At 62.9% G+C, this 3,271-nt stretch carries 5 protein-coding genes; 1 reads left to right on the top strand and 4 read right to left on the bottom strand.

The features are described 5' to 3' along the window. On the top strand, positions 1-1,126 hold a 1,126-nt coding region (locus VKT51_01370; protein HLJ82809.1), incomplete at its 5' end, for a diguanylate cyclase. On the opposite strand, the gene VKT51_01375 is transcribed toward VKT51_01370, so the two are convergent. From VKT51_01375 to VKT51_01390, 4 genes are all read right to left on the bottom strand, one after another. Beyond that, positions 1,123-1,329, bottom strand: coding sequence for a hypothetical protein (locus VKT51_01375; GenBank protein HLJ82810.1), 207 nt, complete (start codon positions 1,327-1,329; stop codon positions 1,123-1,125). The genes VKT51_01370 and VKT51_01375 overlap by 4 nt on opposite strands. A gap of 2 nt (positions 1,330-1,331) precedes the next feature. Beyond that, positions 1,332-1,709, bottom strand: coding sequence for an STAS domain-containing protein (locus VKT51_01380; protein HLJ82811.1), 378 nt, complete (start codon positions 1,707-1,709; stop codon positions 1,332-1,334). Positions 1,710-2,001: 292 nt separating this feature from the next. Beyond that, the gene (locus tag VKT51_01385; protein ID HLJ82812.1) at positions 2,002-2,409 is read right to left on the bottom strand and encodes an iron-sulfur cluster assembly scaffold protein; all 408 of its coding nucleotides are present in this window, start codon (positions 2,407-2,409) and stop codon (positions 2,002-2,004) included. Beyond that, positions 2,410-3,084 carry a helix-turn-helix domain-containing protein gene (locus VKT51_01390; GenBank protein ID HLJ82813.1) on the bottom strand — a complete coding sequence of 225 codons (675 nt, stop codon included), beginning with the start codon at positions 3,082-3,084 and terminating at the stop codon, positions 2,410-2,412. It abuts the gene before it with no gap. Positions 3,085-3,271: the final 187 nt, after the last annotated feature.

Here is a 3,271-nt window from a genome sequence, read left to right on the forward strand (position 1 = left end):
GATCGCAGAACAATCAGCCGTCGCCGTGCAGAACGCGAAACTGTACGAACAAGCCAAGCTGCTGGCCGATCACGATGCGCTGACCGGCCTACCGCACCAACGCTCGGTCCAGGAGCGCCTGCACTACGAGCTCAAGCGCGCGCGCCGTTCCAAGACGCCGCTCTCTTTGTTGATGATGGACATCGACAAGTTCAAGGCGTTCAACGACACGTACGGTCACCAGGTGGGCGATCGGGTGCTCAAAGACGTCGCGGAGATGCTGCGCCGGGTGGCACGCGCGACCGATGTGATCGGCCGCTACGGCGGCGACGAGTTCTGCGCGATCTTGCCGGATACGGACCGGGCCGCCGCCGACGTGTTCAAAGAGCGGCTCATGCAAGAGGTCGGGCGCGAACCCTTCCACATCGATGCCAAGCAAAGCGTCCCCATCCGGCTGTCGATTGGCGTGGCGGTGTATCCCGACGACTGCGAGCGGCACGAAGAACTGCTCGGCGTCGCAGACGCGGCGCTCTATGCGGCTAAGCGCGGCGGAACGCTGCAAAGCACGAGCACGGGCGAGCTCTTGAGTATGCTCGAAGGGGATTTCCGCAGGTTCAGCGGCTTCGTCGCGGTGCTGGCGAACGCCGGCGTCATCAAGCGCGAGCACCTCATCAAGATCAACCGGCTGGCCGCGCGCTACGCCGCTGCCGCGCATCTCGACGAACAGTCGAGACAAACCTTACTGGTCGCCGCGACGCTTTCCGATCTTGGCGAGCTCGCGGTGCCGGCGGTCATCTTGAGCAAACCGGGAAAGCTCGAAAAAGACGACCTCGAATTCATCAAACGCCATCCGCAGATCGGCCATGACATCATCGCGGTCATGCCCGGCTGCGAGGACATCGCGCAAACGATCTTGCGCCATCACGAGCGCTTTGACGGATCGGGCTATCCGGGCGGTTTGCACGGCGAGCAGATCCCGCCGCTGGCGCGCACGCTCGCGGTGCTCGAGGCCTATGCTGCGATGACGAGCGACCGACCCCATCGGCCGGCACTCAGCGATGCCGCCGCGCGACGCGAACTGCAGGCCAATGCGGGCACGCAGTTCGATCCCGCCATCGTGGCCCGCTTCCTCACGCTGCTCGACTAGCGGTTCGCGGTCGCTTTCTCCACGCGCTCGGCTGCGGCGCGCTCGTTGGGGCGTTGGTCGCCGTCGCGCTCGAGTTTGACGATCGCGAGTGCGAATTGCGTGCCGGTGCTCTTGCGGACGAGATAGCCGTCCGGGATCCGATCGAACACGACGAAGCCGGCGGAGAGCGCCTCCTCGAGCGATTTGAAAACGCGGATGCCCATGGCTAAGATGCCAGCGCGTTCGCGGGCGCAAGCCGGCGCGCTTGGGTCAAGCGCTCGACGATGCCGATCATGCGGCCGACGCCGGCGAAGTCGAACAGCCGCCGGACGGTGCGGTTCGGACAGACGACGACAGCCGCTGCGCCGACGTCCGCCAGTTTGCGGAAGCTGCTGATCAGCGCGCCGAAACCGGACGAGTCGACTGCTTTGGTGGCGCTGAGATCGATGATGACAAACGGCGTGCGGTGATCGGCCAGACGGCCCACTGCACGCGAGAATTGCTTAGCGCACGATGCGTCGAGACGGTCGCCTACCGTGATCGTGTCGCCTGCAGCGCTGACCGTTTGTCCGGGGCGCCGCAGAAAGGTTGTGTTCGATTTCATTGCATTCGCCGGTCACCGACCGGCCTTTCCCTACCCTAACGATGAACCGCACCTCTTGCGCTGTATACGCCGCGGGTTGCGCGACGGTTCGGTCCTGACCGTTCTCTCTTGGTTCTTACCACCGCAAGCTTAGAAGCGTTTCAGAGATTGCGACAATTAACGGATGCCGCGTGTGCGCAATGTCCTTAACGGATTGCGCCCACGAGCACGAGACGGGGCAACCGCAGTCGCCCAGCGCCTTCTCTTAGGAAACGAATCCTCGATGGCTATTGTTATGCAGCGACGTTAAAAGTCAGTGAATCTTGGCGAAGCTCTCCGCCGCGCTTGTCGGCGTGGTCGCCGCACGATAGTTCCCGATGGTGATCCGCAGCGCCTCAAGCACTCTCTCAGGATAGTCTTTCTTTCTCTCGGGATACCCGCCCAGGTAGGCCTCGACCTGATCGGTCGTGAGCTGCTCGGCTTCGGATACCGTCTTGCCCTTGACCAGCTCGGTGACGATGGCGCAGGTCGCGACGCCGAAGCCGCACCCGGTCGTGAAGTAGCTGATGTCTTCGATCTTCTCGCCGTCACCGACGCGCAGATAGAACGTGTACATGTCGCCGCACGAGTCGGAGAAATATTCGCCCGTCGCGGTCGGGTTTTCCATTTGCGCAAACCCCTGGCGCTTGGTCACGAGATCTTGGAATTTCGGGAAATCCATTTACACCTCTCCGGCTAGCACCGGCGTCTTTGCCGCGGACCGGTCCGCGGACAAGGGAAGGTCGAATTCGCAGCGGTCGTCGCCGCGCGCCAGCGAGCGCGTTTGGCGGGCGGGCTCGTGCAGGACCTCTTGCATCAAGCCGTGCACGACCGAACACACTTCCGGATGGGTCGCAACCGCGTCGCGAAACGGACAATTGTATTCGCGCAAGATGTACCCATCGGCGGTCTTGGCACCCTCTGCCATCACGCCCCGCTCGCGCAAGAACTCCACCAGCTCTGCCACTTGGGCGTCTCTATCTTTGCCGTCGAAGCGCTTGGCGTGGCGCTGAGCCGAACGCCGGCCGATGGCGCGGAAGAGATCGCGCAGCGCTTCGGGGCCGCTGTCGCGTTGCAGTTGGTCGAGCACCGCATTGAGCAGCAGCGGATAGCGTTGCGGGAAGAGCCGCTCTCCCTCGGCGGTCAGCGAATAGACGTATGTCGGCTTTGTCCGGCCCAGGCGCTCGCTGCGCCCGGAAACGAGACCGTCGCCCTCCAAATGCGCGAGGTGCTGGCGGATCGCGTTCGCACTCACCCCTTGCTCGCTTGCGAGCTGGGCCGCGGTGCGGGTCCGATAGCGTTTGAGCGACTGCACGATGCGGCCGCGGGTGGTTTGGAAAAAGCTCGCTTCTCTCATGTGCCGGTTCCGATGATTCCTGAAGCGTATTATAACGCAAAGTAGCATAGATTTTCAAGCATTATCTTGACTATCTCGGCACGGGCCGGGTACAATAAGGATAGCGCCGCCACGTCAGTCCGGCGGCTAACGCATCTCTTGGAAGGATCGAATGCCCGACAAAATCCTGGAAGTCCGTGACCTGCAT

It is taken from the genome of Candidatus Eremiobacteraceae bacterium, assembly GCA_035295225.1.
In the GTDB taxonomy this organism is placed as follows: domain Bacteria; phylum Vulcanimicrobiota; class Vulcanimicrobiia; order Eremiobacterales; family Eremiobacteraceae; genus JABCYQ01.